The organism is Streptomyces sp. NPDC126497 (assembly GCF_040302425.1).
Lineage (GTDB): Bacteria > Actinomycetota > Actinomycetes > Streptomycetales > Streptomycetaceae > Streptomyces.
Genome location: NZ_JBEORT010000062.1, coordinates 1 through 24,297, shown reverse-complemented (window position 1 = coordinate 24,297; position 24,297 = coordinate 1). Strand labels below are relative to the sequence as shown.

Annotated in this window: 20 protein-coding genes and 1 rRNA gene; 5 read left to right on the top strand and 16 right to left on the bottom strand. The window is 73.6% G+C overall.

Annotation, left to right across the window (positions count from 1 at the left end):
* Positions 1 to 414: 414 nt before the first annotated feature.
* From ald to pyrG, 4 genes are all read right to left on the bottom strand, one after another.
* Positions 415 to 1,539 carry an alanine dehydrogenase gene (gene ald, locus ABTY20_RS23575; RefSeq protein WP_351999007.1) on the bottom strand — a complete coding sequence of 375 codons (1,125 nt, stop codon included), beginning with the start codon at positions 1,537 to 1,539 and terminating at the stop codon, positions 415 to 417.
* 136 nt (positions 1,540 to 1,675) lie between these two features.
* Entirely contained in the window at positions 1,676 to 3,736 is a 2,061-nt protein-coding gene (locus tag ABTY20_RS23570) for a tetratricopeptide repeat protein (protein WP_351999006.1), read from the bottom strand.
* Positions 3,737 to 3,899: 163 nt separating this feature from the next.
* Complete coding sequence (locus tag ABTY20_RS23565; protein WP_351999005.1) at positions 3,900 to 4,526, bottom strand: NUDIX domain-containing protein; 627 nt, start codon at positions 4,524 to 4,526, stop codon at positions 3,900 to 3,902.
* A 117-nt stretch (positions 4,527 to 4,643) separates the two neighbouring features.
* Positions 4,644 to 6,311 carry a CTP synthase gene (pyrG, locus tag ABTY20_RS23560; RefSeq protein WP_351999030.1) on the bottom strand — a complete coding sequence of 556 codons (1,668 nt, stop codon included), beginning with the start codon at positions 6,309 to 6,311 and terminating at the stop codon, positions 4,644 to 4,646.
* A 463-nt stretch (positions 6,312 to 6,774) separates the two neighbouring features.
* On the opposite strand from pyrG, the gene ABTY20_RS23555 reads away from it, so the two are divergent.
* Positions 6,775 to 8,577, top strand: coding sequence for a glycoside hydrolase family 15 protein (locus ABTY20_RS23555; RefSeq protein ID WP_351999029.1), 1,803 nt, complete (start codon positions 6,775 to 6,777; stop codon positions 8,575 to 8,577).
* Positions 8,578 to 8,587: 10 nt separating this feature from the next.
* Here the strand turns inward: ABTY20_RS23555 and ABTY20_RS23550 are convergent, their stop codons facing one another.
* Positions 8,588 to 9,550, bottom strand: coding sequence for an LLM class F420-dependent oxidoreductase (locus ABTY20_RS23550; protein ID WP_351999004.1), 963 nt, complete (start codon positions 9,548 to 9,550; stop codon positions 8,588 to 8,590).
* 81 nt (positions 9,551 to 9,631) lie between these two features.
* Here ABTY20_RS23550 and ABTY20_RS23545 point away from each other — a divergent pair, with 81 nt between their 5' ends.
* The gene (locus ABTY20_RS23545; RefSeq protein ID WP_351999003.1) at positions 9,632 to 11,263 is read left to right on the top strand and encodes a PucR family transcriptional regulator; all 1,632 of its coding nucleotides are present in this window, start codon (positions 9,632 to 9,634) and stop codon (positions 11,261 to 11,263) included.
* 15 nt (positions 11,264 to 11,278) lie between these two features.
* On the opposite strand, the gene ABTY20_RS23540 is transcribed toward ABTY20_RS23545, so the two are convergent.
* The 5 genes from ABTY20_RS23540 to ABTY20_RS23520 all read right to left on the bottom strand — a co-directional run bounded on the left by ABTY20_RS23540 (position 11,279) and on the right by ABTY20_RS23520 (position 16,512).
* Positions 11,279 to 12,400 carry a glycosyltransferase family 4 protein gene (locus tag ABTY20_RS23540; RefSeq protein WP_351999002.1) on the bottom strand — a complete coding sequence of 374 codons (1,122 nt, stop codon included), beginning with the start codon at positions 12,398 to 12,400 and terminating at the stop codon, positions 11,279 to 11,281.
* A gap of 192 nt (positions 12,401 to 12,592) precedes the next feature.
* Positions 12,593 to 14,311, bottom strand: coding sequence for a DNA repair protein RecN (recN, locus tag ABTY20_RS23535; protein WP_351999028.1), 1,719 nt, complete (start codon positions 14,309 to 14,311; stop codon positions 12,593 to 12,595).
* Between the two features lie 188 nt (positions 14,312 to 14,499).
* Entirely contained in the window at positions 14,500 to 15,405 is a 906-nt protein-coding gene (locus ABTY20_RS23530; protein WP_351999001.1) for an NAD kinase, read from the bottom strand.
* Positions 15,402 to 16,217, bottom strand: coding sequence for a TlyA family RNA methyltransferase (locus tag ABTY20_RS23525; RefSeq protein ID WP_351999000.1), 816 nt, complete (start codon positions 16,215 to 16,217; stop codon positions 15,402 to 15,404). The genes ABTY20_RS23530 and ABTY20_RS23525 overlap by 4 nt, the downstream gene beginning before the upstream one ends.
* 7 nt (positions 16,218 to 16,224) lie before the next feature.
* Positions 16,225 to 16,512 carry a hypothetical protein gene (locus ABTY20_RS23520; protein WP_351998999.1) on the bottom strand — a complete coding sequence of 96 codons (288 nt, stop codon included), beginning with the start codon at positions 16,510 to 16,512 and terminating at the stop codon, positions 16,225 to 16,227.
* Positions 16,513 to 16,554: 42 nt separating this feature from the next.
* Between ABTY20_RS23520 and ABTY20_RS23515 the strand changes: the two genes are divergently transcribed.
* Positions 16,555 to 16,902 carry a sterol-binding protein gene (locus ABTY20_RS23515; protein ID WP_351998998.1) on the top strand — a complete coding sequence of 116 codons (348 nt, stop codon included), beginning with the start codon at positions 16,555 to 16,557 and terminating at the stop codon, positions 16,900 to 16,902.
* Here ABTY20_RS23515 and ABTY20_RS23510 read toward each other — a convergent pair.
* From ABTY20_RS23510 to ABTY20_RS23495, 4 genes are all read right to left on the bottom strand, one after another.
* Positions 16,886 to 17,767 (bottom strand): ABC transporter ATP-binding protein, encoded by an 882-nt coding sequence (locus ABTY20_RS23510; RefSeq protein ID WP_351998997.1) that lies wholly within the window; start codon positions 17,765 to 17,767, stop codon positions 16,886 to 16,888. The genes ABTY20_RS23515 and ABTY20_RS23510 overlap by 17 nt on opposite strands.
* Positions 17,764 to 18,801, bottom strand: coding sequence for a FecCD family ABC transporter permease (locus ABTY20_RS23505; protein ID WP_351998996.1), 1,038 nt, complete (start codon positions 18,799 to 18,801; stop codon positions 17,764 to 17,766). Before ABTY20_RS23505 ends, ABTY20_RS23510 begins: the two co-directional genes overlap by 4 nt.
* Entirely contained in the window at positions 18,798 to 19,841 is a 1,044-nt protein-coding gene (locus ABTY20_RS23500; RefSeq protein WP_351998995.1) for a FecCD family ABC transporter permease, read from the bottom strand. The genes ABTY20_RS23505 and ABTY20_RS23500 overlap by 4 nt, the downstream gene beginning before the upstream one ends.
* A gap of 97 nt (positions 19,842 to 19,938) precedes the next feature.
* Positions 19,939 to 20,967, bottom strand: coding sequence for an HAD hydrolase-like protein (locus tag ABTY20_RS23495; RefSeq protein ID WP_351998994.1), 1,029 nt, complete (start codon positions 20,965 to 20,967; stop codon positions 19,939 to 19,941).
* A 72-nt stretch (positions 20,968 to 21,039) separates the two neighbouring features.
* On the opposite strand from ABTY20_RS23495, the gene ABTY20_RS23490 reads away from it, so the two are divergent.
* The gene (locus tag ABTY20_RS23490) at positions 21,040 to 22,332 is read left to right on the top strand and encodes a DUF1015 domain-containing protein (RefSeq protein ID WP_351998993.1); all 1,293 of its coding nucleotides are present in this window, start codon (positions 21,040 to 21,042) and stop codon (positions 22,330 to 22,332) included.
* 57 nt (positions 22,333 to 22,389) lie between these two features.
* Here ABTY20_RS23490 and ABTY20_RS23485 read toward each other — a convergent pair whose 3' ends face one another.
* On the bottom strand, positions 22,390 to 23,112 hold the full coding sequence (locus ABTY20_RS23485) for a tetratricopeptide repeat protein (protein ID WP_351999027.1): 723 nt from the start codon (positions 23,110 to 23,112) through the stop codon (positions 22,390 to 22,392).
* Between the two features lie 54 nt (positions 23,113 to 23,166).
* Here ABTY20_RS23485 and ABTY20_RS35390 point away from each other — a divergent pair, with 54 nt between their 5' ends.
* Positions 23,167 to 24,123, top strand: a complete 957-nt coding sequence (locus ABTY20_RS35390; protein WP_502991871.1) for a hypothetical protein — start codon at positions 23,167 to 23,169, stop codon at positions 24,121 to 24,123.
* 86 nt (positions 24,124 to 24,209) lie between these two features.
* Here the strand turns inward: ABTY20_RS35390 and rrf are convergent.
* A 5S ribosomal RNA gene (gene rrf, locus ABTY20_RS23475) occupies positions 24,210 to 24,297 on the bottom strand; the annotation flags it as partial.

Genomic DNA, 24,297 nt, shown 5'->3' with positions numbered 1-24,297 from the left:
CGACTCGTTCACAAGTCGTCTTACCTCCTTGGTGACCAGGAAACTTCCAGACAGGTCAGCGTGGCACCATGCCGACGTTTGGCGACTCTATGGCGTGTCGGCCGTCCGCAGCAACACAATCCGCCGGACCCGACTCGATGTGTCGACAATGCAACATCCCTCTGTCAAGGGCGTACGGCCGTCGCACGGCAGGTTCCACAGGTGTGCGAATCGGTGGAAGGATTACGTTCGAGGCGAGTTGTCCGGAATCAGGAAGTGACCATACACACATCAGGCCGGACCTTGTGGGTCAAGGTCCGGCCCGGCGCGCGAGGTTGACGGCGCATGAGGGAGGTCCCCCGGTCGGGCGGAGCCGGGACCGGGGTGCATCTCCTTTGACGGTCGGCCACTTGGCCGGCCCGCCGTCTTGGCGGTTCAGCCGAGCAGCGAGGCGAGCTCGACGTGCTCCAGGCCGTGCGCCTGCGCGACCTCCTTGTACACCACCTTGCCGTCATGCGTGTTGAGGCCCTTGGCGAGCGCGGGGTCGCGGCGCAGCGCCTCCACCCAGCCGCGGTCGGCGAGTTCGACGATGTACGGGAGCGTGGCGTTGGTGAGCGCGTAGGTGGAGGTGTTGGGCACCGCGCCGGGCATGTTGGCGACGCAGTAGAACACCGACTCGTGGACCTTGAAGGTCGGTTCGGCGTGCGTGGTCGGGTGGGAGTCCTCGAAGCAGCCGCCCTGGTCGATCGCGATGTCGACAAGGACACTTCCCGCCTTCATCCGGGAGACCAGCTCGTTGGTGACCAGCTTCGGCGCCTTGGCGCCCGGGACCAGCACCGCGCCGATCACGAGGTCGGCCTCTAGGCAGGCCTTCTCCAGCTCGAAGGCGTTGGAGACGACCGTCTGGATCTTCGTGCCGAAGACCTTGTCGGCCTCCTTGAGCTTGTTGATGTCCTTGTCGAGCAGGGTCACGTGGAAGCCCATGCCGATGGCGATCTGCGCGGCGTTCCAGCCGGAGACGCCGCCGCCGATGACGACGGCCCGGCCGGCCAGCACGCCGGGGACGCCGCCGGGGAGCACACCGCGGCCGCCGTGGGCGCGCATCAGGTGGTAGGCGCCGACCTGGGTGGACAGCCGGCCCGCGACCTCGGACATCGGCGCGAGCAGCGGCAGGGCGCGGTTCGGCAGCTCGACCGTCTCGTAGGCGATCGCGGTGGTGCCGGACTCCAGGAGGGCGTCCGTGCACTCCCTGGACGCGGCCAGGTGCAGGTAGGTGAAGAGGGTCTGGTCCTTGCGCAGGCGGTGGTACTCCTCCGCGACGGGCTCCTTGACCTTCAGCAGGAGGTCGGCGGCGGCCCAGACCTCGTCGGCGGTGTCCAGGATCTGCCCGCCCGCGGCGACGTACTCGCCGTCCGGGATCGAGGAGCCGACGCCGGCGCCGCGCTCGATGACGACCTGGTGGCCGTGGCGCACCAGCTCGTGCACGCCGGCGGGGGTGATGGCCACCCGGAACTCGTTGTTCTTGACTTCGCGGGGGATGCCGACCTTCACGTGGATCACGGTCCTTGGCTCAGAGGGTATGGGGGTATTGCTGCACATACCCGGGCACGCAGGGGCACACCGGGAGAGACCGCAGGAGATGGTGCGGCAGAGCCAGTTTAATGAAGGTGTTCCCGCTGTCTAGCCTTTCATTGCTTCAATCTTCAGCGGATGAGCTACGGATTTCGCAGGCGTTAGCTCCCTGTTCCGACTCGGAGTCCTCCTCCAGGGCCTCCTCTGCCAGCATGCGCTCGGCCGCGCTCCGGTGCAGTGCGGCCGACGCGGGGTCACCGAGGTGCTCGAAGGAGTCGGCGAGCCGCAGGTGCAGCGCGGCCTGCAGCCGGGTGTCCTCGGCCCGGCGGGCCCACTCCACGGCCTCCTGGCAGGTGCGCAGCGACTCGTCGAGCCGGCCCGCGTACTCCTGCACCCGGGCCAGTTCGCTCAGCGCCCGCGCCTGTGCGGCCACGTCACCGTTCCTGCGGTGCCCGGCGACGGCCGCGCGCCAGTTGCGCAGCGCCTCGCCGTAGCGGCCGGCGTAGGTGAGGGCGGCGCCGATACGGCCGTACAGCCGGGCGGCGTCCTCGCGCTCGTCGCGGGCGAGCCGCTCGGTCAGGGCGCGGCCGAACCAGTCGGCGGCCCGGTCGTAGTCCCCGAGCTCCAGGTGGGCGCCGCCGACGGATTCCATCGCACGGCCGGTCGCGTACGGGTCGTTCGCCTCGCGTCCGGCGTCCAGGGCGGCCCGGTAGCGCCCCAGGGCGTCGGCGGTGCGGCCGGTGCGGGCGTCGAGGTCGCCGAGGTTGAGCAGGGCCGCCGCCCGTTCGCGGGGCAGGTTCCGACGCTCGGCGACGTCGAGGACCAGGCCGTGGATGTCGTACAGGTCGCTCGCGGCGGCCCGGGTGCCGAAGTGCGCCACCATGGCCCGCACCAGCTGGGCCATCAGGCGCCGGGCGAGGGTGTCCAGGCCTCCGTCGGCGACCGCGAGCCGCGCGGCGGCCAGCAGGGCGGGACGGCGCACGCGCAGCCAGTCGGCGGCGGCCCGCGGGCCGGAAAAGCGCAGGGCGCGCGGCATCGCGAGGAGCTTCTCGCGCGCCCGGGGGCTGTCGGTCTCGGTGATGGCCCGGCACGACTGGAGCAGCCGTACCGTCCGCTCCAGCATCCGGGCACGGGCCAGCTGCAGCTCGGCGGGCCGCTCGTGGTCCTCGGCGAGGGCGCTGAGCAGGGGGTGCAGACAGCAGGGCACCTCGTACTGCGGCAGCGACGGGTCGTCCACCGGGTGCAGCAGCCCGCGGGCGACGAAGTCGTCCAGGGTGGCGCGGGCGGACTCCACCGAGCAGCCGGCCAGGGCGGCGGCGGTGTGCGGGTCGAGCAGGCCGGCCGGGGCGAGGCTGAGCAGCCGCAGCGTGCGGGCGGCGGGCGCGGGCAGCGAGGCGTGCACGAGCCCCAGGAGCCGGGCGACGACGGTGTCCCCGCCGGGGTCCGTGTGCAGTTGCCCGGCGAGGTCGGCGACCGCGGCCTTGGGCCGGGCGGCGAGCCAGCCGCCGGCCAGGACCAGTGCGGCCGGCCGGCCCTGGCACTGCTCGGCGAGCCGTTCGGCGGCCCGGGGGTCGACCGTGACGCGCACCGACCCGGTGAACCGGGACAGCACCTCCACCGCGGACTTGGTGTCGAGTCCGCCGAGGGTGCAGGGGCGGACGTCGGCGATGCCGGTCAGCGGCCCCGAGGAGACGACGACGGCCAGGCAGTCCGGGTTGTCCGGCAGCAGCGGGTCGACCTGTCCGGCGTCGGCCGCGTCGTCCAGCAGGAGCAGCGTCCGGCGGCCGGTCAGCGCGGTGCGCAGCGCCTCGACGAGCTCGTCCTCGCCCGCCCCGGCCGGGGCGGGCGCCTCCAGCGCGTCGAGCAGCTCCCGCGCGGCGCGCCCGACGGGCACGCGTGTGCCGTCGGGTTCGCCCAGCCGGGCGCGCAGCACGCCGTCGGGGTAGCGGTCGGCGACCTGGCGCACGAGTTCCCCGGCGAGGGCGGTCCGGCCGGAGCCCGGCCGGCCGGCGATGAGCAGCACACGGGCGCGCGGCGCCTTGCGGCCGGAGAGGGTGTCCAGTCCCGCCCGTTCGATGTCGGCGCGCAGCTCCTTCAACTCCCTGGTACGGCCCAGGAATCGACCCTCGTCGGCGACGTCCCGAAGGAGCCGCGCACCATCTGGGTCCACCGCCTGATCCGCCACGGGCCTCACTCCCGTCCCACCGCGCGCGCAAGCCCGCCGGGGCTCCGGATCGGGCGTTTTCCAGAGCCTAGTTCACGCTCTGCGACGTCCCCGGTGGAGCGTGGCGGATCCGTCCCCCAATCGGATCAGCCGATGGTCATATCGTCATGCGTACGGGACGGGATCAGGCGTCGAACGGACGCGCCGGCCACGGCGCCTGCGCCGGACGCAGTGCGTCGAGGCCGTCACCGGCCCGCGCGGCGACCAGCGAGAGGACGCCCACCACCAGGCAGTTGTTGTGCAGCTCGCCGGCCAGCACACCGCGCACCAGCTCCTCGGCCGGGACCCGGGCCAGCTCCATGTCGGCCTCCTCGTCCTCGACTTCGAAACGCTCCCCCTCGGCCTCGGTCAGCCCCCGCGCCAGGAAGATCCGTACCGCCTCGTCACAGCCGCCGGGCGTGGTGTAGACGTCGGTCAGCACCCGCCAGTCCTCCGCCTTGACGTGCGCCTCCTCGTACAGCTCGCGCTGGGCGGCGCGCAGCGGGTTCTCCCCGGGGACGTCGAGCAGGCCGGCCGGGATCTCCCACAGCCTGTGGCGCACGGGGTGGCGGTACTGGCGCAGCACCAGCACCCGGTCGGCGTCGTCGAGGGCGAGGACGGCCACGGATCCGGGGTGGACCTGGTAGTCGCGGTGGACCACGGTGCCGTCGGGCATGACCACGTCGTCGGTGCGGACGGAGGTCTTGTTGCCCGTGAACGGGGTCGCGGTCCCGCGGACCTCCCACTCCTCCGGGGTGTCCTTGATCGTCATGACTGTCCTTCCCGACGTACGGCGGCCGTGCGCGTGCCGTAGGTGAACATGTGCGAAAAGCGGCCGGGGCGCGCACCTGTGAGGTTCCGCGCCCCGGCCACCGTACAACCGGGTGTGCTACTTCGAGATCTTCCGCTCGACCGAGGCCTTCACCAGACCCGCGAAGAGCGGGTGCGGACGGGTCGGACGCGAGCGCAGCTCCGGGTGCGCCTGGGTCGCGACCAGGTACGGGTGGACCTCGCGCGGGTACTCGACGTACTCGACGAGCTTGCCGTCCGGGGAGGTGCCGGAGAAGACGATGCCCGCCTTCTTCTCCAGCTCCGCGCGGTAGGCGTTGTTCACCTCGTAGCGGTGCCGGTGCCGCTCCTCCACGTACTCCTTGCCGTCGTACACCTCGCGCACGATGGAGCCCTCGGCCAGCTTGGCCGGGTACATGCCGAGCCGCATGGTGCCGCCCATGTCGCCCTCACCGGCGACGATGTCGAGCTGCTCGGCCATGGTGGAGATCACCGGGTGGGCGGTGCCCGGGTCGAACTCGGTGGAGTTGGCGTCGGAGATGTCCGCGAGGTTGCGCGCGGCCTCGATCACGATGCACTGCAGACCGAGGCAGAGGCCCAGCAGCGGGATCCGGTTCTCGCGGGCGTACCTGATCGCGCCGACCTTGCCGAGCACGCCGCGGTCGCCGAAGCCGCCCGGGATGCAGATGCCGTCGACGTCACCGAGCTGCGCCTGGGCGCCGGCCGGGGTCTTGCAGTCGTCGGAGGTGACCCACTTGATCTTGACGCGGGCCTTGTTGGCGAAGCCGCCGGCGCGCAGCGCCTCGGTGACCGAGAGGTAGGCGTCGGGCAGGTCGATGTACTTGCCGACCAGGGCCAGGGTGATCTCGTGGTCGGGGTTGTGGACCCGGTCGAGCAGGTCGTCCCAGGTCGTCCAGTCCACGTCCCGGAAGGGCAGGTCCAGCTTGCGCACGACGTAGGCGTCCAGGCCCTCGGAGTGCACCACCTTCGGGATGTCGTAGATCGAGCGGGCGTCGGGGCAGGCCACGACGGCGGCCTCGTCGACGTCGCACATCAGCGAGATCTTCCGCTTGATGGCGGTCGGCACCTCGCGGTCGCAGCGCAGCACGATCGCGTCCGGCTGGATGCCGATGTTGCGCAGCGCGGCGACCGAGTGCTGGGTCGGCTTCGTCTTCAGCTCGCCCGAGGGGCCGATGTACGGCAGCAGCGAGATGTGCACCACGAACACGTTGTCCCGGCCGACCTCGTGCCGCACCTGGCGGACGGTCTCCAGGAACGGCAGCGACTCGATGTCGCCGACCGTGCCGCCGACCTCCGTGATCACCACGTCGACCTCGTCGGTCGCCATGCGGCGGATGCGGTGCTTGATCTCGTTGGTGATGTGCGGGATGACCTGCACGGTGTCGCCCAGGTACTCGCCGCGTCGCTCCTTGGCGATCACCGTCGAGTACACCTGGCCGGTGGTGACGTTGGCGGAGCCGTCGAGGTCACGGTCGAGGAAGCGCTCGTAGTGGCCGATGTCCAGGTCGGTCTCGGCGCCGTCGTTGGTGACGAACACCTCACCGTGCTGGAAGGGGTTCATCGTGCCGGGGTCGACGTTGAGGTACGGGTCGAGCTTCTGCATCACGACGCGCAGGCCCCGGGCCTTGAGCAGCATGCCCAGGCTGGAGGCGGTGAGCCCCTTGCCGAGCGAGGAGGCGACACCCCCGGTGACGAAGATGTGCTTGGTCGTCGAAGCGGTGCTGTTTCGAAAAACAGTGGGCGGCATGGCCAAGAGGGGGCTCCCGTGGTCGCGGCTTGTGGGTGCGGTTCCGGGGCTGTCTGGCCCACCGGTCCACGGGCTACCAGCGTAACAGCGCCGCGGGGCGATGGCTCCCGGCCACGCTCCGCGCACGCGCCGTCACGGAAGGGCACCGCACACGGGACGTCCACCCCCCGCTCACTCGTTCGGCGGAGCCGGGTTGCCCGGAGCGGCACGCGGATCATCTACGTGCGTCGTATCCTGCTCGGACACTTGCTGCCGAGCCCGGCCGGCCGAACGGCACCACCCCAGCCCGTGACTTCCGGAACAACGTGAGCTCGTCAGTTCGTTGAGCAGAGATTGGCGCTTTTGCCTTCACGGCCGAGCGACTGCTTTGCTTCACAGCTCAACGACGTATTCAAAAACCCCCTTGACCGCACTAGCGACAGCCCCCTTGAGGGGTGACGTGGCCGTTCGACTGGAGTTGCACGTGGCCGGGCGCATCGAAGACTACGCACTCATCGGAGACATGCAGACCGCCGCGCTGGTCTGCCGGGACGGCACGGTGGACTGGCTGTGCCTGCCCCGCTTCGACTCCCACGCCATCTTCGCCGGCCTGCTGGGCACCGAGGAGCACGGCTTCTGGCGACTGGGTCCCGTACCCGCCGACGACGCCGAGCCGCCCGCGGCGACCCGGCGCGGCTACCGGGGCGACTCGCTGATCCTGGAGTCGGAGTGGGACACCCCGCGCGGCACGGTCCGGGTGACGGACTTCATGCCCCCGCGCGACGGCGCCCCGCAGCTGATCCGGATCGTGGAGGGCGTCTCCGGCCGGGTGCCCATGCGCTCCGCGCTGCGGATGCGCTTCTCCTACGGCAGGGTGGTCCCGTGGGTGCACCGGCACGAGGGGCGCACGGTCGCCGTCGCGGGCCCGGACTCCGTGTGGTTCGACACCCCCGCCGAGACCTACGGCGAGTCGCTGACCACCTACGCGGACTTCACCGTCGCGCCGGGCGAGCGGATCGCGTTCACCGTCTCCTGGGAGCCCTCGCACAAGCAGCCGCCGCCGCTGCCGGAGCCGGAGCAGTCGCTGGAGGCGACCGAGGAGTTCTGGCGCGAGTGGGTGGAGCACTGTACGTACCACGGCCCCTACCGCGAGGCCGTGATCCGCTCCCTGATCACGCTCAAGGCCCTGACGTACGCCCCGACCGGCGGCATCGTGGCCGCGCCCACCACCTCCCTGCCGGAGGACATCGGCGGCGTCCGCAACTGGGACTACCGCTACACCTGGCTGCGGGACGCCGCGATCACCCTGTCGTCGCTGCTGCGCACCGGCTACCGCGAGGAGGCCCGCGCCTGGCGCGAGTGGCTGCTGCGCGCGGTGGCGGGCGACCCGGAGAACCTGCAGATCATGTACGGCATCGCCGGTGAGCGCGAGCTGGGCGAGGCCGAGCTGGACTGGCTGCCCGGCTACGAGAACTCCGCCCCGGTCCGGGTGGGCAACGGCGCGGCGCACCAGCTCCAGCTGGACGTGTACGGGGAGGTCACCGAGGCCCTGCACCTGGCCCACATGACCGGTCTGGCCCGCAACGACTACGCCTCGCTGCTCCAGCTGAAGCTGATCCGCTACCTGGAGAAGCACTGGCAGGAGCCGGACGAGGGGATCTGGGAGGTGCGCGGCCCGCGCCGCCACTTCGTGCACTCCAAGGTGATGGCCTGGGTCGCCGTCGACCGCACCATCAAGCTGATCGAGTCCGGCGACGCCGACGGCCCGGTGGAGCGGTGGAAGCGGCTGCGCGACGACATCCACCGGGACGTGTGCGAGAAGGGCTACGACAAGGAACGCAACACCTTCACGCAGTCCTACGGCTCCAAGGAGCTGGACGCCTCCCTGCTGCTGATCCCGCAGGTGGGTTTCCTGCCGCCGGACGACAAGCGGGTGATCGGCACCGTCGAGGCGATCCAGCGCGAGCTGTCCACCTCCGACGGGTTCATCCTGCGCTATCCGACGGAGGGCAAGGACGAGGGCGTCGACGGCCTGCCGGGCGACGAGGGCGCGTTCCTCGCCTGCTCGTTCTGGATGGCGGACGACCTGGCGATGATCGGCCGGGTGGACGAGGCGCGGAAGCTCTTCGAGAAGCTGCTCTCCCTGCGCAACGACCTGGGCCTGCTGGCGGAGGAGTGGGACCCGCTCCTGAAGCGCCAGGTCGGCAACTTCCCCCAGGCCTTCAGCCACGTCCCGCTCATCGACACGGCCCTGCGCCTGACGGCCTCGGGGGCGTACGGGGGCTGAAGGGCGCCCCCTAGGGCCTGCCCGGCGCGAGCGCCGTCAGGGTGCGCTCGCCGCCGGGGTCGCCCGCCGTGGCCGGGACCAGGGCGATCTCGTCCAGTCCGGCCGCCGCGTAGGCCTCCGTGCGGGTCCGTACGGCGTCGGGGGCGCCGACCAGGCCGACCGTGGCCGCGGCCTCGGCCGGCAGGGCCCGCAGCAGCGTGTCGGCGTCGGCCCCCGTACGGGCCAGGTCGACCGCCTCGCCGAAGCCCGCCGCCGCGAACATCTCGCGGTAGCCGGGCACCGTGAGGTAGCCGACGACGCTGCGCAGGACCTGGGTGAGCGAGGCGGGGTCGGGGTCGACGGCGGCCGGCACCCAGGCGGCCAGTCTCGGCGGGGTGCGGCCGGCCCGCTCGGCCGCCTCGTGCAGCTTGGCGCGCAGGACGCGGACCTGTTCCGGGGAGACGACGTCGAGGAGCATCCGGTCGGCGTGCGCGGCGGCCGTGGCGATCGCCCGGTCCCCGAAGGCCGCCACCGTGAGCGGACCGCCGGGCGGCCGCTGCCGGCGCCGGAATCCGCTGCCGGGCACGACCGGCTCGCCGGGCTCCCCGTGCAGCAGCACCCGCAGGGCGGCGGCCGTCTCCTCCAGTACGGCGGCGGGACGGGCCCGGGGCCGGCCGTGCACGCCCTCGACGACCCGCTTGCTGGACGTTCCCAGCGCCACGCCCACCGGACGCCCGGTGACCGCGGCCGTCGAGGCGGCTCCCCGGGCGAGGCCGTAGGCGTCGCGGACCGACACCGCCACCGGCCCGGCGGTCAGGGCGATCTTTCCGGTGGCCCGCCCGACAGCCGTGGCCAGCACGAACGCGTCCCAGGTCGGCCCCTCGCCGAGCCACACCTCGCCGTATCCGAGCCGGTCGGCCACCGTCGCCACCCGCAGCGGCTCCTCGAGGGGGCTGTCGTCCTCCCGTGCCGCGGCGACCACGCTGATGTCCATGGCCGCGCGCCTACCCGTCCGCCGCCGCGTCAACCCGGCCCGAGGAGGTGCCGACGACACCCGCGCAGGTAGCGTCCGGGTATGGACAGCGGAGACGACACCCGGGGCGCCGGGATCACCGTGCGGCGGGCGCTGGAGCTGCCCGGGCTGCGCGGCGGGCTGCCCGAGGTCGTGGCGGGCGCCGACCGGCTGGGGCGCACGGTGCGCTGGGTGCACGCCGGTGAGGTGCCCCACATCGCCTCGCTGCTCAGGGGCGGCGAGCTGCTGCTGACCACCGGGTACGGGTTCGGCACCCGCCCGGCCGACCAGCGGGCGTTCGTGCGCACGCTGGCCGAGCGGGGCATCGCGGCCCTCGTCGTCGAGCTCGGCCCGCGCTTCTCGCGGCTGCCCGCCGCCCTCGTCGACTCGGCCCGGTCGGCGGGGCTGCCGCTGGTCCAGCTGCACCGCGAGGTGCCGTTCGTGGCGGTCACCGAGGAGATCCACACCGAGATCGTCAACGGGCACTACGCGCTGCTGCAGCGCGCGGAGGAGGTGCACCGCCGGTGCACCGAGGCGCTGCTGGGCGGCGGCGGGGTCCCCCGGGTGCTGGAGATCCTCGCCGGGTTCAGCGGCAACCCGGCCTTCCTGGAGACGGCCGACGGCCGGCTGCTGTACGCGGCCGGCGAGGGACCCGAGGGCGCGGATCCGCTCCAGGTGTGGGAGGGGCTGCGCGACCGGCACCGGGACGACCCGCCGGCCGGTTCGACGCTCGTGGACGTGCCCGGCGGCGGCCCCGGCAGCGGTGGCGCACGGGCGCGGCTGGTGCTGCTCCCGGTGCGGAGCGCGCCCGAGCCGGTGCACCGGATGGCGGCCGAGCGGGCGGCGGGCCTGCTCGCCGTGGTGCTGATGCAGGCGCGGCAGGAGGAGGAGCTGACGGCGCGGGGGCGGGGCGACTTCCTCACCGACCTCGCCGAGGGCCGCGTCGGCGCGGCGGACGCGCCGTCGCAGGCGCGGGTGCTGGGCTTCAGGCCCGGGTCCGGCCCGCTGCTGCCGGTGGTGATGCGGCTCGGTGACGCGCTGTCCCCGCAGGCGGGCGGCTGGGCGGTGCTGGTCCGCGCGGTGGGCGAGGAGCTGGCCTCGCTCGGGGTGCCCGTCCTGCTGGGCGTGCGCCCCGTGGAGGGGCGGGTGCCGCTGCTGCTGGGGCTCCGCGCGGAGGACGAACGGCCGGCGGTCGCGGACCGGGTGGCGGCGGCGCTGCGGGCGGGCGCGGAGCGTGCGGGGATGCTGCGGCCGGGGGCCCGGCCGCCCGTCGTGGTGGTCGGGCCGGCCGGCGGCTGGACGGCGGCGCCGACGGGCCTGCGGCACGCGGCGGAGACCGCGACGGCGGCGCAGGGGCTGCCGGACCGCCCCTGGTACGACGCCCGCCGACTGGACATCGACCTGCTGCTGTGGCGGCTGCGCGACCATCCGGACCTGGCGGACTTCGTGGCCCGCGCGATCGGTCCGGTGCTGGACCACGACCGCCGTTCCAGACCGGCCCTGCTGCCCACCCTGGAGACCTATCTGGCGCACGCCGGACGCAAGGCGGAGACGGCGCGGGAACTGCACCTGAACCGGCAGACGCTCTACAACCGGCTCGCCCGCATCGGGGAGTTGCTGGCCGCGGACCTCGACGACCCGCACACCGTCCTGGTCCTGAGCCTGGCCCTGCGGGCCCGACGGCACGTGCCGTGACCGCGGCGACCGGTGTCAGACCAGGGGCCGGGGACGGGTCAACTCGTCGTAGACGCTGAGCACCTGGGCGACCGTCTCGTCCTCGGTCGGCCAGGTGGCGGCCTGCCGCACGCCCCGCGCCCTGAGCAGTTCCCGGCGCCCGGGGTCCTCCAGCAGCCGTACCACGGCGTCGGCGAGCGCCCGCGCGTTGCCGTACGGGACGAGTTCGGCGGCGTCGCCGACGAGTTCGGGGATGCCGCCGACGTCGGTCGCGACGAGCGGCACGCGCGCGCGGAGGGCCTCCTGGGCGAGCGGGGAGCGCGCCTCCCACCGGCTCGGCAGCAGCGCGACGTCGGCGGCGGCCAGCAGGTCGGTGATGTCGTCGCGCCGGCCGAGGAGCCGGACCGGCAGGTCCTCGTCCCCGATCCGGCGCCGGAGTGCGCCGCGCAGCGGCCCCTCCCCGGCGAGCACCACCAGCGGCACGGGGTCGAGGCGCCGCCACGCGTGCGCGGCGTCCAGCAGCACGTCGTAGCCCCGGTGCCGTTCCAGGGAGCCGACGGCGATGAGCAACGGGCGCCCGGTGGCGCCCAGTTCGGCCCGGATCTTGGGCCGTAGCCGGTCGGGGCCGTCCGGCCGCGGGAGGACGCGGGGGCCGGGGAGGGGCACGGCGGCCAGCCGCGCGTCCCGCGCGCCCGCGCGGCGCGCCCGGTCGACGAGGACGGAGGTCGTTCCGAGCACCACGGTGGCCGCCCTGACGACCCGCCGCTCCAGCACGCGCAGGAAGTGGGCGCGCGGGCCGTCGGCGTGCGTCCGGTCGTGCCAGGTGACGACGAGCGGGGTACGCCGTCCGCTCAGGGCGAGGACGGTGCGGAAGGAGGCGTGCAGCCCGTGCGCGTGGACCAGGTCGGCGCCGGTGCAGGCGGCCCGCAGCGCGGCCACCGATCCCGGGTCGCTGCTGCGCGGCACGTGCACGTGCTCGGCGCCGACGCCGGTGAAGTCGTAGGCGCGGTCCGCCTCGGCGGGGGCGCACACCGTGACCCGCACGCCCCTCGCGACGAGCCCCGCGGCCAGCGAGCGCACGTGGGCGCTGCCGGCGGCGTTGCCGCCGCCCAGCACCTGCACGGTGCGCAGCGGCGCGTGGCTGCTCACGGGGGTCACGTGGCCGGGCTCCTGGTTCGGTTCGTGCGGACCCGAAGAACGTACCGAAGGATCGGGCGGACTCCTCCACGTACTCCGTCAAGGATGCCAGGCCGCACGGCCGTTCCGGGAGCGCCGGGGGGCGGCCCGGACCCGCACCGCACCGCCTGTCACCCACACGAGTGACAGAACCTCATCCTCCGCCCGCCGCGGCTACAGGTCCGCCCGTGCCGTGGCCAGCAGTTCCTCCGCGTGCGCCCGGGCCGTCTCGGAGTCCTCCTGGCCCGCGAGCATGCGGGAGAGTTCGCGGATGCGGTCCTCGCCCTCGAGCACCTTCACGCCGGAGCGGGTGACCGAGCCGTCGTTGGTCTTCTCCACCAGCAGCTGCCGGTCGGCGAAGGCGGCCACCTGGGGCAGGTGCGTGACGACCACGACCTGCGCCGTCTTCGCCAGCTTCGCGAGCCGCCGGCCGATCTCGACCGCCGCCTTGCCGCCGACACCGGCGTCGACCTCGTCGAAGAGGTACGTGGGCACGGGGTCCGTGCCCGCGAACACCACCTCCACGGCCAGCATCACGCGCGACAGCTCACCGCCCGACGCGCCCTTGGCGATGGGCCGGGGCGGCGCACCGGGGTGCGGGGCGAGCAGCAGCTCGACCTCGTCCACGCCCGACGGCCCGTAGGCCACCGTGCGCCCGCCCACCTCGACGCCCTCCGGGTCCTCGGTCTGCCGGATGTCGAACGACACGCGCGCGTGCGGCATGGCGAGCGAGGCCAGCTCGGCGGTGACCGCCGACGCGAACCGCTCCGCCGCCTCCGTCCGCGCGTCCGTCAGCTCCTGGGCCAGGGCGCCCAGTTCCACACGGAGCGCGTCGCGTTCGGCGGTGAGCTCCCCGATCCGCTCGTCGTCGCCGTCCAGTTCGGTCAGCCGCGCGGCGCCCTGCTCGGCCCACTCCAGCACCGACGCGATGTCCTCGCCGTACTTCCGGGTCAGTGCGGTGAGCGCGGCCCGCCGCTCCTCGACCGCCGCCAGCCGCAGCGGATCGGCGTCCAGGTCGTCGGCGTACCCCGCCAGCTCCCCGGCCACGTCGCGCAGCAGGATGCCGACCTCCCCGATCCGGTCGGTCAGCGCGGCCAGTGCCGGATCGTGCGCCCGTACGGCCTCCAGGGCCCGCTGGGCGCCCGCGACGAGCGTCCCGGCGTCGACGCCCTCGGGGTCCTCCGGATCGCCCGCGAGCGCGGCGTGCGCGAGCGCCGCGGCGGACGCCAGCGCCTCGGCGTGCCCGAGCCGCTCGGCCTCCTCCGCCAGCTCCACGTCCTCACCCGCGCGGGGCTCGACGGCGGCGATCTCCTCGAGCCCGAAGCGCAGCATGTCGGCCTCCTGGGCCCGCTCGCGCGCACGCGTGGTGATCTGCTCCAGCTCGGTGGTGACGGTCCGCAGCCGCTTGTACGCCTCGGCGTACTTGCCGAGCGGCACGGCGACCGCGTACCCGGCGTACCGGTCGAGCGCCTGCCGCTGCCGGGACAGCTTCAGCAGTCCCTGCTGGTCGGTCTGCCCGTGCACGGCCACCAGGTCGTCGGCGAGCTCGGCGAGCAGTCCCACCGGCACGCTCCGCCCGCCGAGGTGCGCCCGTGACCGTCCCTCGGCGGAAACCGTCCGGCTGACCAGCAGCGTCCCGTCGTCGAGCTCGGCCCCGGCCTCCTCGGCCCGCACGACGGCCGCGGAGCCGCCGGGCACGGCGATCCGTCCCTCCACCACCGCGTTCCGCGCGCCGATCCGCACCAGGGCCGCATCCGCCCGTCCACCGAGCAGCAGGCCCAGGCTGGTGACCACCATGGTCTTGCCCGCACCCGTCTCACCGGTGACGGCGGTGAAGCCCGGCGACAGTTCGACGACAGCGTCGTCGATGACCCCGAGCGACCGTATCCGCATCTCCTCCAACACGAACTAGACCTTACGAGGTCGAGGCCCGGGAGTGCGACCGGCCCGCCCGTGTCACCCACAGGAGTGGACGCCCCCAGGGGCGCGGGCCGTGTCGAGATGCGGCTCCGCCGCGTGGGCGCGACAAGCCACGAACCACCCGCAGCCGCCCACGCTCCGGAACCACCCCGTCGAGACGGCTAATGCGGCGCACCCCGCCACCCGGAGACGGGCAGGGCGAACTTCGCCACCAGCCGATCGGTGAAGGAGGCGTGGTGCAGCCGGGCCAGTCGCACCGGCACCGCCCCCCGCCGCACCTCCACCCGCGCACCGGCCGGCAACTCCACCGTCCGCCGCCCGTCGCACCACAGCACCCCCGGGGGGATGTGCGGCAGCACCTCCACCGCCAGCACCGAGTCCGGCGAGGTCACCAGCGGCTTGGCGAACAGCGCGTGCGCCGAGATCGGCACCATCAGCAGCGCCTCGACCTCCGGCCACACCACGGGCCCGCCGGCGGAGAACGCGTACGCCGTCGAACCCGTCGGCGTGGCGCACACGATCCCGTCGCAGCCGAACCCGGTGACCGGCCGTCCGTCGATCTCCAGGACGACCTCCAGCATCCGCTCGGCGGACACCTTCTGCACGGCCGCCTCGTTCAGCGCCCAGTCCGTGTGCACGATGTCGCCGTTGCGGTGCACCACGACGTCGACGGTCATCCGCTCCTCGACCTCGTAGGCCCGGTTCACCACCCGGTCGACGACCTTGTCCAGGTCGTCCCGCTCGGCCTCGGCGAGGAACCCGACGCGCCCGAGGTTGACGCCCAGCATGGGGACCCCGGAGGCGCGGGCGAACTCGGCGCCGCGCAGCAGCGTGCCGTCACCGCCCAGCACGATCAGCAGCTCGCAGTCGTCCAGGCACTGCGGGGTGGCCTCCTTGACGGTCTGCACGTCGTCCGGCAGCGGCAGGTCGCGGGCCTCCTCCTCCAGGACCCGCACCCCCAGACCGGAGCGCAGCAGCCCCTTGACCACGAGTTCGGCGCTGCGGATGGCCGCGGGCCGCCCGGTGTGGGCCAGCAGGAAAACAGTACGAGCTCGGTTCTGTGTCAACGCGGCCCCTCCGCCACAGCACGGTCAACGTCGGCCGGGTCCAGTTCCGGAGCCCCGGCCCTCAGCCACAGGAAGTATTCGACGTTCCCGGAGGGTCCGGGCAGCGGGCTCGCCGTCACGCCCTTCGCTCCGAGTCCCAGCTCCCAGGCCCTGGCGGCGACCCCGCGCACGGCCTCGGCACGCAGCTGCGGGCTGCGGACGACCCCGCCGCTGCCCAGCCGCTCCTTGCCCACCTCGAACTGCGGTTTCACCATCATCACCAGGTCTGCGTCCGGCTTCACGCACCGCTTCAGGGCGGGCAGCACCAGTCCGAGCGGGATGAAGGACAGATCCCCCACGACAAGATCCACAGGCTCCCCGTCGATGACCTCGAGCGTCAACTCCCGCACGTTCGTACGGTCCTTGACGGTGACGCGTTCATCCTTCTGCAGGGTCCAGGCGAGTTGTCCGTATCCGACGTCCACGGCGACCACGTGCGCGGCCCCGGCCCGCAGCAGGACGTCGGTGAAGCCGCCGGTGGAGGCGCCGGCGTCGAGCGCCCGGCGTCCCTCGACGACCAGCCCCCGCGGCACGAAGGCGTCGAGGGCGCCGGCCAGCTTGTGGCCGCCGCGCGAGACGTAGTCCGGGTCGCCGGCGTCCTCGGCGACGACGATCGCGGCCGCGGTCTCCACCTGTGTGGCGGGCTTGGTCGCGACCGCCTTGCCGACACTGACCCGCCCGGCGGCGATCAGCTGGCTGGCGTGCTCGCGCGAGCGCGCGAGCTTGCGGCGGACCAGCTCCGCGTCGAGACGGCGGCGTGCGACTCCTGCCACGTTCGGTTCAGCTCCTGTGTTCGTGTGCCGATGGGGGCCCCGGAGATCCCGGGCGGGCGTCGAGCGCGGTGAGCGCGTCGCGCAGCCCCCGGTGTACATCCTCGTACACCTCGGCGTGGCCGTCCGTGGCGAGGTGGTCGGCGTGGGCCAGCCGCTCCAGGCGGGCGTCCACCTCGGGGTGCCCGGTGGGGGTGCGCGGCACGTTCAGGGGCGCGGGGGCGGCGGGGCCGTCGTCGGGCGGCGGCTGCACGGTGTCCGGGTCCGTGCCCTCCGCCTCCGGCACTGCGTCGTTCATGCCCCGACGCTACCGCGAACGCCCGGTGTACCGTCGTCCACGATGGCCACGATCGAGGAGTGCCGTGCCGCACTCGACAAGCTTTCGGACAGCCTGCACAGCGCCGGGGGCGAGGTCCGCGCGGCCGCGGCGGCGGACCGCTCGGTCAGCTGCCACGTCACGGACCTGGACGTGACCTTCGCCGGCCGGCTCACCGACGGCCGGATCGAGGTGCGCGACGCGTCTCCCGGCCCGCCGCGCGAGAAGGCGCAGATACGGCTCGCGATGACGGGCGACGACCTGCTGGCCCTGGTCGGCGGCGAGCTGCACTTCGCCAGGGCCTGGGGTTCGGGACGGGTGCGCCTCGAGGCGGGTGTGCGGGACCTGTTCCGCCTCAGGAGGCTTCTGTAGCCCCCACCTTCTCCCCGGGGTCCTCCGCCCGTGCCCTGCGGGCCGCCGGCACCACCAGCGGGGTGCCCGTCTCGGGGTCGTCGATGATCTGGCAGCGCAGCCCGAAGACCTCCTCGACCAGATCGGCGGTGACGATGTCCTTCGGGGCGCCCTGGGCGATGACCCTGCCCCCGCGCAGGGCGATGAGGTGGGTGGCGTACCGGGCCGCGTGGTTGAGGTCGTGCAGGACGGCGACGAGGGTGCGCCCCTGCTCCTCGTGGAGGTCCGCGCACAGGTCCAGGACGTCGATCTGGTGCTGGATGTCCAGGAAGGTGGTCGGCTCGTCGAGCAGCAGCAGCGGGGTCTGCTGGGCCAGCGCCATGGCGATCCACACGCGCTGCCGCTGACCGCCGGAGAGCTCGTCGACGTGGCGTTCGGCCAGCTCGGCGACGCGGGTGCGGGCCATCGACTCCTGGACGACGCGTTCGTCCTCGGCGGACCACTGCCGCAGCAGGCCCTGGTGCGGGTAGCGGCCGCGGCCCACCAGGTCGCCGACGGTGATGCCGTCGGGCGCGATCGACGACTGGGGCAGCAGGCCGAGGGTGCGGGCGACCTTCTTGGCCGGCATCGACTGGATGACCTGCCCGTCGAGCAGGACCCGCCCCTCGCTCGGCTTGAGCATCCGCGACAGTGCCCGCAGCAGCGTCGACTTGCCGCACGCGTTGGGGCCGACGATCACGGTGAAGGAGTTGTCCGGTATCTCCACCGACAGCTGTTCGGCGATGACCCGCTGGTCGTAGGCCAGGGTGACGTTCTCGGCGGACAGTCGGTTCACGGTGCTCCTTCGGTGGTTCGTCCCGCTGCCGGCGGTGCCGCCGGCGCTCATATCCGGCCCGCCCTGCGCTCGGTGACCAGCAGCCACAGCAGGTAGACACCGCCGAGCACACCGGTGACCACGCCCACGGGCAGCTGCTCGGCGCCGAACGCCCGCTGCGACACCCAGTCGGCGGTGACCAGCAGGGCGGCGCCCATGCACAGCGACGCGGCCAGGTTCGGTCCCGGCGAACGGGTCAGCCGCCGGGCGAGCTGCGGCGCGGTGAGCGCGACGAAGCTGACCGGTCCGGCGGCGGCCGTCGCCGACGCGGTGAGCAGGACGGCCGACAGCATCAGCAGCAGCCGTACGCGCTCCACGCGCACGCCGAGGGCGTACGACACGTCGTCGCCCATCTCCATCATCCGCAGGCCGCGCGAGTTGACCAGGACCAGTGGGACGAGGACGGCGCACAGGGCGAGCAGCGGCCAGACCTGGTCCCAGTCACGGCCGTCGAGGGATCCGGTCATCCACACCACCGCGCGGGCCGCGTCGACGATGTCGGACCTGGTGAGCAGATAGCCGTTGACCGCCGTGACGATCGCCGAGACACCGATGCCCACCAGGACCAGGCGGTAGCCGTGCACACCCCGCTTCCAGGCGAGCGCGTAGATGGCGAACCCGGTCACCAGTCCGCCGGCGAGCGCGCCGAGGGCGACCTGGTTGGCGCTCCCGGAGAACAGCACGATCACCGTGAGGGCGCCGGCCGTCGCCCCCTGTCCGAGACCGAGCACGTCCGGGCTGCCCAGCGGGTTGCGGGAGATGGACTGGAACAGCGCTCCGCCGAGCCCGAGGGAGGCGCCGACCAGCAGCCCGACCAGGACCCTGGGCAGCCTCAGTTCGGTGACGATGAACTCCTGGCCGGGGTCGCCCTCCCCGAGGAGGGTCCGCAGGACGTCGCCGGCGGGGATCGGGAAGTCCCCGGTGCCGATCAGCACCACGCTCGCGGTGAGCGCCGCGAGCAGGAGCAGGACGGTGACGGTGAGGGCGCGCACGTCCAGCCGGACCGAGAGGCCGCCGGGGGTCCGCACCGCGCGGTTGCTCTTCACAGCTGGGCCGTCCTCCGCCGTCGCACGAGAAAGATGAAGACCGGGCCGCCGAGGATCGCGGTGACGATGCCGACCTGGAGCTCGGCGGGCCGGGCCACGATCCGTCCGAGGACGTCGGCGCCGAGCAGCAGCACGGGCGACAGGACCGCCGCGTACGGCAGGATCCAGCGCAGGTCGGGCCCGGTGAAGGAGCGCACGGCGTGCGGCACCATCAGGCCGACGAAGACGATCGGCCCGCAGGCGGCGGTCGCGGCCCCGCACAGCACGGTCGCGGCGAGCATGGCCAGCGCCCGGGTGCGGTTGAGGCGGGCGCCGAGCGCCGTGGCGGTGTCGTCGCCCATGGCCATGGCGTTGAGCGGCCGGGCGAGCGCCAGCGCCAGCAGGGAGCCGGCCAGCAGGAACGGCAGCACCTGGGTGACGGTCGAGTCGGTTCCCGAAGCCAGCGAGCCCACCGTCCAGAAGCGCATCCGGCCGAGGGCGGCGTCGTCGAGGATCATGACGGCCTGGAGGTAGCCGTAGAGCGCCGCGCTGATGGCCGTACCGGCGAGCACCAGCCGCACCGGCGTCGCGCCCCGGCTGCCGCCGAGGAACCACACCAGCGCGCCGACGGCCGCCGCGCCGAAGAAGGCGAACCACACGTAGCCGGACAGCGAGGTGACGCCGAGGAAGGTGATGGCGGTGACGACGGCGGCGGACGCGCCCGCGTTGAGGCCGAGCAGTCCGGGATCGGCCAGCGGGTTGCGGGTGAGCGCCTGCAGGACCGATCCCGCCAGGCCGAGCGCGGCGCCCACGAGCACTCCGAGGACGGTGCGTGACAGCCGGTCGGCCACGACGACGTCGCCGTAGGTGCCCGAGTCCTCGAACAGGCCGTGCCAGACCTGCTCCAGGGAGAGCTCCTTCGCGCCGATCGCGATGCTCGCCAGTGCCACGAGCACCAGGACCACGACGGAGACGAGCAGCCCGAGGACGCGTATCGCCCGGCGGTTCGGGGGCGCGGGGGCGGTCTCCGCGCGCTGTTCGGGGGGACTCTCGACCAACACGCAGTTAGGTTAGCCTACCCTCCCAATCGATCATGATCCCCGGGTCCGGCCCTCCCGGTGGCACGGCGGGCCCGGGGCACCCGGGAGACCCGGGGCCTCACAGTCCCAGCCGGGCCAGCGCCTTCCCGCCGTCCAGTCCGCAGACACCGTCCCCGGCCGCCGTCCACGCCGCCGCGCACAGCGCGCGCAGCCCGTCCAGCGCACCACCGCCGCCCTCCAGCTCCAGCTCTCGGTCCCCGGCCGTGGCCGTCCAGCCACCGCACCGGAACCCGTCGCCCGCACCGGTGACCTCCGGCTGCCCGGTGAGCATCCCGCGCAGATCGGCGTCCACGTACGTCGGCCGGTGCCGCGGCGGCGCGGCGAGCAGCAGCGCGCCGTCCGTGACCCCGGTCAGCACCAGCAGCGAGTCGACCTCGCCGTTGAACGCGCCCTCGATGTCCGTGTCCAGCCGGTCCCCCACGACCAGCGGCCGTTCGGCACCGGTCCGCAGGATCGTCTCCCGGTGCATCGGCGGCAGCGGCTTGCCCGCGACCTGCGGCTCGGCGCCCGTGGCGATCCGCACGACCTCCACCGCCGCGCCGTTGCCCGGGGCGATGCCCCGTCCGCTGGGAATCGTCAGGTCGGTGTTGGACGCGAACCACGGCAGCCCGCGCGCCACGGCGTACGACGCCTCCGCGAACCGCCCCCACGGCAGCTCGGGCCCGCCGTACCCCTGCACGACCGCCACCGGATCGTCGTCCGCCGACTCCACCGGCACCAGCCCGCGCTCACGCAGCGCCACCCGCAGTCCCTCGCCGCCGATCACCAGCACCCGGGAGCCCTGCGGCACCTGCTCGCCGACCAGCCGCGCGACCGCCTGCGCGGAGGTGATGACGTCGCCGGCCTCCGCCGGTATCCCCAGCTCGGTCAGGTGCGCCGCCACGGTGTCCGGGGTGCGTAGGGCGTTGTTGGTCACGTAGGCGAGGCGCATGCCGCCCTCACGGGCCGTGGCCAGCGACTCGACCGCGTGGACGATCGCGCTCCCGCCCGCGTACACCACACCGTCGAGGTCGAGCAGCGCCGTGTCGTACGCCTCGCTCAGGGCCTGCCCACTGCCCTCGGGCCTCGTCCTGACGCTCCGGCTCATTCCGCATCGCTCCTCGTTCGACGGTTTTCCCCCGATCATCCCCCATGCCACCGGCACCCGTACGATGCCGGGATGAACACTGCAGGTCACTCGACGGCAAAGGCGCCCCGGGGCCTGGAACTCACCCCGTTCCGAGGCCTTCGTTACGACCCCGACCGGGTCGGCAGCCTGGCCGCCGTGACATCCCCGCCGTACGACGTCGTCGTCCGCCCCGACGGCCTGCACCACCTCCAGTCCGCCGACCCGTACAACATCGTCCGGCTGATCCTCCCCGAGGCCGGCACGCCGGGGGCGCGCAACGCCCAGGCCGCCGAGACGCTGCGCCGCTGGCGCGCCGAGGGCGTCCTGACCGCCGATCCCGAACCGGGCCTGTACGTCTACGAGCAGTGCGACGGCGACGGCACGGTGCAGCGCGGCATCATCGGCGCCCTGCGTGTCTCCGATCCCGACGAGCGGCTGGTCCTGCCGCACGAGGACGTCATGCCGCACATCGTCGCCGACCGCGCGGACCTGATGCGGGCCACCTCCGCCCATCTCGAGCCGCTGCTGCTCACCTACCGGGGCGACGACGGCCCGGCGACCGCCACGGCCTCCCTGATCGAGCGCACGGCCGGGCAGCCGCCCCTGCTGGCGACCACCACGGAGGACGGTTTCCGCCACCGCCTGTGGTCCGTCACCGACCCCGCCGACCTGGCCGCGGTGCAGCGGGAGCTCGCCGGCCACCAGGCCCTCATCGCCGACGGCCACCACCGCTGGGCGACCTACCGGCGCCTGCGCGCGGAGCACCCCTCCCCCGGTCCCTGGGACCACGGTCTGGTGCTCCTCGTCGACACGGCCCGCTACCCCCTGCGGGTCCGCGCCATCCACCGTCTGCTGCACGGACTGCCGGTCGCCGACGCGGTGTCCGCGCTCGACGGTCCGTTCCGCGTACGCCGGCTCGACGCACCGCTGGCCGAGGCGATGGACGTCCTCGCCGGGGCGGCCTCGGCGGGCAACGCCTTCCTCCTCGCCGGGGACGGCGCCTTCCATCTCGTCGACCGGCCTGACCCCGGACTGCTGGCCCGCACGGTTCCGGCGGACCGCCCGGTGGCCTGGCGCACCCTGGACGCGACGGTCCTGCACACCACGCTCCTCGACCACGTCTGGCGGATCCCCGACTCCCCCGCCCACATCGCGTACATCCACGACGCCGCTGCCACGGTCGAGAAGGCGGAACGCGACGGCGGGACCGCCGTGCTGATGCACCCGGTGCACGAGGACGTGGTCCGGGACCTGGCCCGTCAGGGCGTCACGATGCCGCGCAAGTCGACGTCGTTCGGCCCGAAGCCGGCGTCGGGCCTGGTCCTGCGCGCCCTCGACCTGTGACGAAGGGGCGGGCCTCCGCAGAGACCCGCCCCTTCGTGTCCGCCCGTGCCTCGGACGTCAGTCCTTGTCGTCCTCGTTCCTGGTGTCGTCGGCCTCGTCCTCGTCGAGGGCGTCCACGAACTCCACGCCGTCCAGCTCGGCCAGCCGGTCGGAGGCGTCCGTGCTGCCGTCCCGGTCGGCCTCCACGGCCTTGGCGAACCACTCCCGTGCCTCGCCGCTCCGCCCTGCGGCGTGCAGCGCGTCGGCGTAGGCGTAGCGCAGCCGCGCGGTCCACGGCTGGACCGAGTTGGAGGCCAGCTCGGAGCTCTGCAGCGTCACGATCGCCGCGTCCAGCTGGCCCATGTCGCGCCGGGCGCCGGCCGCGACGAGCCGCATCTCGACCTGTCCGGCCTTGTCCAGCTTCTGCACCTCGGGCGCCCCGGCCATGTCCAGCGCCTTCTCCGGCCGCCCGAGCCCGCGCTCGCAGTCGGCCATGAGGGGCCACAGCTCCACGGTCCCGGTCATCCGCCGTGCGGCCCGGAACTCGGCGAGCGCCTCGGCGTACTTCTGGTTGGCGTACGCGGCGAAACCGGCGGCCTCCCGCACGGCGGCGACGCGCGACGCCAGCCGCAGGGCCACCCTGGAGTAGCCGTACGCGCCCTCGGGGTCCTCGTCGATCAGCCGGGCGACCATCACCAGGTTCTTGGCGACGTCCTCCGCGAGCGTCTTGGGCAGGCTCTGCAGCTCCTGCCGCACGTCCTTGTCGATCTCCTCGCCGGTGACGTCCTCGGGGATCGGCAGCCGCTTGATCGGCTCACGGTCCCGGTCGCGCTCCTCACGGAACCGCCCGCCACCGTGCCGGTCGTCCCGGCCGCGGAACCCGCCGGGCCGCCCACCACGGTCGTCACGACGCGGCCCGCGTCCCCCGCGGTCGTCCCGGCCGCGGAAGCCACCGCGGTCGCCACCCCGGCTGTCCTCACGCCGGCCGCCGAAGCCACCACGCTCCCCACGGTCGTCCCGGTCGTCACGACGGAACGAGGGGCGGTCGCCACGGTCGTCGCGGCGGAACGAGGGGCGGTCGCCACGGTCGTCACGACGGAACGAGGGACGGTCGCCACGGTCGTCACGACGCGGCCCACGGTCACGGTCGTCACGGCGCCCGTACCCGCCACCCCGGCTGTCCTCACGCCGGTCGTCCCGTCGGTCATCCCCCCGGTCGTCACGGCGGAAGACAGGACGATCCCCGCGCTCACTGCGGTCGTCACGGCGGAACGAGGGGCGGTCGTCGCGACGGAAGGCAGGACGGTCACCACGCTCGTTGCGGTCGTCGCGGCGGTAGGAGGGGCGGTCGCCACGGTCGTCACGACGCGGCCCACGGTCACGGTCGTCACGGCGCCCGTACCCACCACCCCGGCTGTCCTCACGCCGACCGCCGAAGCCACCGCGCTCCCCACGGTCGTCCCGGTCGTCACGGCGGAACGAGGGGCGGTCGTCACGGCGGAAGGCAGGACGGTCACCGCGCTCGTTGCGGTCGTCGCGGCGGTAGGAGGGGCGGTCGCCACGGTCGTCACGACGCGGCCCGCGGTCACGGTCGTCACGGCGCCCGTACCCACCACCCCGGCTGTCCTCACGCCGGCCGCCGAAGCCACCGCGCTCCCCACGGTCGTCCCGACGGAAGCCGCCACGGTCGCTCTCGCGGCGGAAACCGCCACGATCACCGCGCTGGCCGCTTCGGCCGTCACGGTCACCACTGTCCCGGCGCCGCTGGTCGCGTTCCGGTCGGTCGTCGGGAGAGTTGGTGGACATCGGTGACTCCTGTCTTCGGTACTGCAAGCGTAAATAAAAAAGGACCCCTGGTCCCAGCTGAACGCTGGTGACCAGGGGTCCTTCCAAAGATTGTTCGGCGGCGTCCTACTCTCCCACAGGGTCCCCCCTGCAGTACCATCGGCGCTGTAAGGCTTAGCTTCCGGGTTCGGAATGTAACCG